This window comes from Limosilactobacillus urinaemulieris (assembly GCF_932750685.1).
Classification (GTDB): Bacteria; Bacillota; Bacilli; order Lactobacillales; family Lactobacillaceae; genus Limosilactobacillus; species Limosilactobacillus urinaemulieris.
The window spans coordinates 288,771-295,335 of the sequence record NZ_CAKOBX010000001.1; the positions used below are offsets into that span (position 1 = coordinate 288,771).

General features: G+C 41.7%; 6 protein-coding genes. 4 read left to right on the forward strand and 2 right to left on the reverse strand.

The window, feature by feature from the left end:
- Positions 1-147 precede the first annotated feature (147 nt).
- Entirely contained in the window at positions 148-684 is a 537-nt protein-coding gene (locus MR181_RS01330) for a dCTP deaminase/dUTPase family protein (protein WP_242333945.1), read from the reverse strand.
- Between the two features lie 104 nt (positions 685-788).
- Between MR181_RS01330 and MR181_RS01335 the strand changes: the two genes are divergently transcribed.
- Both MR181_RS01335 and rpiA read left to right on the forward strand, forming a co-directional pair.
- Complete coding sequence (locus MR181_RS01335; RefSeq protein ID WP_124031488.1) at positions 789-1,082, forward strand: GNAT family N-acetyltransferase; 294 nt, start codon at positions 789-791, stop codon at positions 1,080-1,082.
- An 11-nt stretch (positions 1,083-1,093) separates the two neighbouring features.
- Entirely contained in the window at positions 1,094-1,786 is a 693-nt protein-coding gene (gene rpiA / locus MR181_RS01340) for a ribose-5-phosphate isomerase RpiA (RefSeq protein ID WP_191911113.1), read from the forward strand.
- 266 nt (positions 1,787-2,052) lie between these two features.
- Here rpiA and MR181_RS01345 read toward each other — a convergent pair whose 3' ends face one another.
- A complete protein-coding gene (locus MR181_RS01345; protein ID WP_242333947.1) occupies positions 2,053-2,943 on the reverse strand; it encodes a LysR family transcriptional regulator in 891 nt (296 codons plus the stop codon).
- A gap of 131 nt (positions 2,944-3,074) precedes the next feature.
- On the opposite strand from MR181_RS01345, the gene MR181_RS01350 reads away from it, so the two are divergent.
- Both MR181_RS01350 and MR181_RS01355 read left to right on the forward strand, forming a co-directional pair.
- Entirely contained in the window at positions 3,075-4,694 is a 1,620-nt protein-coding gene (locus MR181_RS01350) for a malolactic enzyme (protein ID WP_242333950.1), read from the forward strand.
- A 95-nt stretch (positions 4,695-4,789) separates the two neighbouring features.
- On the forward strand, positions 4,790-6,130 hold the full coding sequence (locus MR181_RS01355; protein WP_242333953.1) for a C1 family peptidase: 1,341 nt from the start codon (positions 4,790-4,792) through the stop codon (positions 6,128-6,130).
- The last annotated feature ends 435 nt before the right edge of the window (positions 6,131-6,565 follow it).

The window sequence follows — 6,565 nt, forward strand, 5'->3', positions numbered from 1 at the left end:
CTTACTTACTAACAACGATCCTGAAATAAAAGTGCGCCCTACCAATTACTTTTAAAAGAACTATTGGACCGTTCCACCAGCGAAAATATGGGTGTTTTGAGAGAAATTTACCCAAAATTATTCCGATTTTATTCAAGATTTGCTATATTACTTTTTGGTTGAACCGAAGCCACCAGTCCGCTGTGCGATTGGTTGTTTCTCGTCATCAGCGACAAGGAATGGCATAAAGATTCCTTGGCAAATTCGTTCACCCTTTTTAATATGATAATCCGTTAATCCATAGTTAATGAGTTGGAAGAAAATCTCGCCTTCATTACTATCATTATCATAATAATCAGCATCCACAATCCCAACACCATTCGGAAGGATTAATCGACGCTTTAGCGGACCACTAGACCGGTTAGCTAATAGCAAGAATTCATCATCCTGCATGTAAGCCTTAATCCCGGTTGGAACTAGATATGGTTTAAGACATTGATCAGCGTGTTTAAGTTCATCGGAGGTTAGCTTTGATTGCTGATGAACTTTCCACAGGGTCTTTAAGAAGTTCCCTTTCCAAATTGAAGGAAGAACAAAATCTTCCGCAGCTTCAAAGTCATATCCAGCTGCATTGGCAGTTTGCCGACTTGGTAAATGAAGCCCCTGATCCTGCTTGCTTGAAACAATCTTAAATCCGCGTTTCATTTATATCACCTAATCCTTTTTATAAACTATCTACTTATTATAAAATAGATATAGGATTTATGGTATTGCTTTACACTGAATAGATTTAGAATGGATGTGATCAAATGGATTACAAGGTTGAAGAAAACCGAATTATCGCTAGTGATGACCAACAACCGTTCGTCGGCGAAATAAGCTTTCCAAAAGTAACGGGGGTACCTGACCGCGTCGTTGTTGAGCGGGTCTTTGTTCACCCCGATTATCGTGGCCAAGGGATTGCGGCAGAATTGGTTCGTCAATTCGTTAAGTACGCCACTACCCATCAACTAACAGTAAAATTAATGTGTCCTTATGCTGTAAAGCAGTTTCAGATACATCCCGAATACCAACAATTACTATTACCTGAAGATCGTTTCTAAGGAGGAAACTCATGAATCAAGATGAGCTAAAACAACAAGTTGGCCGTGAAGCAGTTAAGTACATCCGTCCAGGGATGGTTGTCGGTCTAGGAACAGGGACAACCGTTCACTGCCTGGTGGAAGCGCTCGGTGAGCATGTTAAGAATGGTGATTTAACTGACGTTGTTTGTGTTACAACCTCAAACAGAACTACTCGCCAAGCTCAAAGTCTTGGAATTAAGGTTGAAGAAATTGACGATGTTGATCATATTGACCTTACTATTGATGGGGCTGATGAGATCAGTGACGATTTCCAAGGAATTAAGGGTGGCGGTGGCGCTCTTTTATGGGAAAAGATTGTCTCTAACTATTCTGACCACGTAATGTGGATTGTTGATGAATCAAAATTAGTTCACCATTTAGGGGCATTCCCGTTGCCAGTTGAAGTTACCCCATATGGTAGTCAACACCTCTTTACTAAGTTAGCTCGGCGTGGCTACAACCCAACATGGCGGATGCTTCCCGATAACAGTGACAAGTTCCGGACACACCAACGAAACTTCATTATTGATCTACACCTTGAAGATATTAATGACCCGTTTGCCCTTCATGAAGAATTGATCGGGATGGTTGGTTTAATTGAAGACGGATTATTCTTAAACCAAGTTAATGACATTCTTGTTGGTACCCAAGACGGACCAAAATTTCTCCATGCCCGTCCATAATCTAAGAACGTAAAAAATAGAAGCTGAAAATTAACTTTCTTGGAGGGACGGTTGACTAACCTAGAACGACGAATGATGATAAATTCATCAGAGTCGTTCGTAACCAAATAGGCTTGCTCCGCTGCGTTAGGCTCGAGTCCCTCAATTACGATACGAAGTGAGCCTATTTGGATTTCCGCGATTAGACTCTATAAGTTCAAAAAACATTAGTTACAGAGAAAGACCTGGAAAAAACGAAACGTTTTTTCCAGGTCTTTTTCTTCTCTCTAATTTTCCTTAGCCCCATAATCAAGGATTAGCTCCCATAACTTTTCTTTGGCAGGGGAAAGGATCTCATTACGGCGTGCGACTAGTGAAAGATGAAATACTGGTTGTTGCGGATCAACCAAGGCTAAATTAACCAGTCGATCGTTAGGAGTAATCGCCAATTCAGTTAAAAATGAAACCCCTAAATTCTCGGCTACCAGATTCTTGATAATATGGATATCATTCGTTCGGTAAATAACTTTAGGACGTATATGTGCGAGCCGACACATTTTACGAAAGGCTTTTTCATGAATAAAATCGGTATCTGGCAAAATAAAGGACTGGCCCTTAAGATCAGCAAATTGTAAATTCTGCTTCTCTGCCAATTGATGATCCCGACTCATAATTATGTGGAATGGATACTGGGCAAACTCCTTAACCGACAGTTCTGGTTGTTGAAGAGGACTAGCAGACCCCAAAAGCGCCATATCCAATTCTCCTCGCAGTAACATCTGGAGCAAATTCTCCGATCCTTCTTCGGTAACCTCCAACTTGTCAATTAAATTAGACCGAAGTAACCGCGGAGTAAGCGGCGGAAAGTAGTAGTTACCAATAATTGGCGGCAAGCCAAAGCGGATCTTATTTAACTTAGCATGTTCGATTTCACGACGCGCAATTGCTAATTCGCGGAGAACCGCTCGAACGTGTTGAGCATATTGCTGACCGATCTTAGTAACGGTTATTTGATGATGGACGTGATCACGAATAAAAAAGGTTGTTCCGTACTCTTCTTCTAACCGGTTAATCGCCATTGTAATTGTTGGTTGACTAACCTGAAAAAGATCGGCAACTACCGAAAAATTTTTATCTTTAACAAGTTCAATAAAATATTCTAAATCCCTAATTTTCATTTTTGCCCTCAAGAATAGATTGTTGTCTTTAGTGTATCAATTTTATTTATAGGATAGCACAGATTTGACTATACGCTAATCCGCTTCATATCATTGCACTATCAATAATAAATTAAAGGAGATCCTTTACAATGACAGACGCAATGTCAATTCTCAATAATCCCTTTAAAAACAAGGGAACTGCATTTACATTAGATGAACGAAAGAAGTTAGGACTAGTTGGAACTTTACCCCCTCGAGTAAAGACAATTGAAGAACAAGAAACTGATACCTATGCCCTCTACCAAAGCAAAACTTCGCGAATTGAAAAGCGTCACTTTTTAATGGAAGTGTTCAATGCTAACCGAACACTTTTCTTCTATTTAATGAAAAAGCACATTACCGAAATGATGCCAATTGTTTATGATCCGGTCATCGCTGAAGCAATTGAAAAGTATAACGAACGATATCTCCGTCCCCAAGACGCTGTTTACCTCTCCGTTAAGCACCCAGAAGACATCGAGCAAAGCCTCAAAAATGTTAGTGCTGATCGGGACATCCGCCTAATTGTTGTTACCGATTCTCAAGGGATCTTAGGGATTGGTGACTGGGGTGTTGACGGGGTTGACATTGCTGTCGGTAAGTTAATGGTTTATACCGCTGCCGCTGGGGTTGATCCTTCCCAAGTTCTGCCAATTTCAATTGATGCGGGAACCGATAACGAAACATTACTCAATGATCCAAACTACCTTGGTGAACGGCACCACCGAATTACTGGTCAAGAATACTTTGACTTTATTGACCAGTTCGTTGAAACAGTTGAAAAGCTATACCCAAAGAGCTTGCTGCATTTTGAAGACTTTGGTCGGGGAACGGCAGCTAGAATTCTGGATAAGTACCATGACAAGATTTTAACCTTCAACGATGATATTCAGGGAACTGGGATTATTGCCTTAGCAGGTGTTCTTGGTGCATTGAACATTTCTAAAGAAAAATTAGCTGACCAAAAGTTCTTAACATTCGGTGCCGGAAGTGCCGGGATGGGGATTGCCAAGATGCTGTTTGATGAACTAGTTCGTCAGGGGATGGATCCTGCCGAAGCCAAGAAGCACTTCTACCTCGTTGATAAGCAAGGATTATTGTTTGACGATACTGAAGGACTTACGCCAAAGCAAAAGCCATTCACCCGGAAGCGGAGTGAATTTAAGAATGCCGATGAACTAACTAACTTGTCCGCAGTGGTGAAGGCAATTCACCCGACTGTTATGATCGGAACTTCTACTCAACCAGGAACCTTCACTGAAGAGATTGTCAAAGAAATGGCAGCCCATACCGAACGCCCAATTATCTTCCCACTCTCAAACCCTACTAAGTTAGCAGAAGCTAAAGCAGCGGACTTATTGAAGTGGACTGATGGTCGCGCATTGGTTGCCACTGGGATCCCGGTTGATGATATTGAATACAACGGAACTACTTATAACATTGGTCAAGCAAATAATGCCTTGATCTATCCCGGAGTTGGTTTTGGTGCAATTGCAACAGAAGCAAGCCAAATCAATAATACAATGCTTGCAGCGGCAGCCCATTCACTTGTTGGTCTAGTTGATCCGAACAAACCTGGTGCCGCAGTTCTTCCACCAGTTAGAGACATGGCAAAGTTCTCCAAGACGGTTGCCATTGCGGTTGCTCAATCTGCCATTGACCAAGGCTTCTCTGCAGCAAAGGACGCCAAAAAAGCGGTCGAAAAAATGACCTGGGAAGCAAAATATTAACATTATTGACGACGATCAAGTAAAGTTACTTGGTCGCCTTTTTCTTGAGGAACCACTATAATAGTAAGTAACTATTTTAAGGAGTGTGACCAATTGTGAGTTTTGAAATTGATAATTCCGCAATTAATTATTTTCACGAAGATTATGATCAACGGAAAGAATCCGCTGTCCTAGAAAATGCTGTTACCAAAAATGGAGTTAATGCCGCAAGCTTCAACTGGCACTCAATTGCTGATAACGCACCCCACTTTTCAATTGATTTAAAAACTGGTGATGTTGCAGACCAAAAGCAATCAGGACGTTGCTGGATGTTTGCTGCCCTGAACACGATGCGTCATGACATGCAACATAAGTTTAACTTACCTGATAACTTTGAACTTTCTCAATCCTACCAATTCTTCTGGGATAAGTTCGAAAAGGCTAACTACTTCTACGAAAATGTGATTAAGACCGCTAAGTTACCAACTGACGATCGCAAAGTAGCTTGGTTAATGGCTGCCCCACAATCTGACGGGGGTCAATGGGATATGCTCTGCGCTCTCATTGAAAAATATGGGGTCATGCCTAAATCAGCAATGCCGGAATCATTTAACTCTAATCGTTCTAACGGAATTAATAACCTCTTAAACAATAAGTTGCGTCATGATGCCGTGATCTTACGAAAGATGGTTAATGATGAACAAGCTAGCGAAAATGACCTCAATATTAAGCGGAAAGAAATGTTAAATGACGTTTACCGGATGCTTGCATATGCTTTTGGTGAACCAGCAAGTCACTTTGACTTTGAATACCGGACAAAGAAGGATAACGAATTTCACCGGGATGAAAACATTACCCCACAAGAATTTTTCAAGAAGTATGTCGGTTGGAACCTTGAAGACTATATTTCTATTATCCAGGCTCCAACTGCTGACAAGGAATACTACAAGACCTATACGATTGATATGTTAGGTAATGTTGTCGGTGGTCGGCAAATTAAGCACTTAAACTTACCAATGGACGAATTTAAGAAGCTGGCGATCGATCAACTTAAGGCTGGTGAAAGTGTTTGGTTCGGTTCTGACGTTGTTAAATATTCAGAGACCAAGCTTGGGATCATGGCTCTCAACACTTACGACTACGCTAAGTTGTTTGACACTGACCTAGAAATGACAAAGGCCCAAGCGCTGGACTACGGTCAAAGCATGATGGATCACGCAATGGTTCTCACGGGTGTCGACCTGGTTAACGATAAGCCAACCAAGTGGAAGGTCGAAAATTCCTGGGGACCAAAAGTTGGTACCAAGGGTTACTTTGTCATGAGTGACGACTGGATGGACAAATACTGCTACCAAATCGTCGTTAACAAGAAGTACCTTAGCGACAAATTGAAGAAGGCCCAAGCTCAAGAACCAATCGTCCTCAAGCCTTGGGATCCAATGGGAACGTTGGCATAGGAAAGAGAGTGCGAGCCCGTTAAGACCTTCCGGTGGCTAACGATTTCTCCAACGAACGGCGCCTTGCCGTCGGAGTCGGAGGTCGTTAGCTCGAGGAAGGTTAGGGTGAGCAGATCTCGGCTATGTTGTCCAGAATTGTTATCTTGAGGGAGCTTAGGCTAACACGTTTTGACTCTGTTGCAGTAGAACGCCCCAAATCAATCAAAATCCCCCTAGTATTCAGGTAATTTCCTGAGTATTAGGGGGATTTCTCATTTTATATCATTATTATCTAGTCTTTCTTAAGCTGATGTTCTAGGCATTATAGTCGAGAGCTGCTCGCTGTGACCTTCCTCGAGCTGATGTTCTACTTCCACATAGTCTAAACAGACTAAGCTAAGCAGTGGAGTTTGAGATTGACGAATCTCAAATTTCACTGCTTTTTTTGTTAAAGTA

Coding starts and splice junctions, on each gene's coding strand:
- MR181_RS01335 (WP_124031488.1), top strand. CDS start 789: ATGGATTACAAGGTTGAAGAAAACCGAATTATCGCTAGTGATGACCAA.
- MR181_RS01330 (WP_242333945.1), bottom strand. CDS start 684: ATGAAACGCGGATTTAAGATTGTTTCAAGCAAGCAGGATCAGGGGCTT.
- MR181_RS01345 (WP_242333947.1), bottom strand. CDS start 2,943: ATGAAAATTAGGGATTTAGAATATTTTATTGAACTTGTTAAAGATAAA.
- rpiA (WP_191911113.1), top strand. CDS start 1,094: ATGAATCAAGATGAGCTAAAACAACAAGTTGGCCGTGAAGCAGTTAAG.
- MR181_RS01350 (WP_242333950.1), top strand. CDS start 3,075: ATGACAGACGCAATGTCAATTCTCAATAATCCCTTTAAAAACAAGGGA.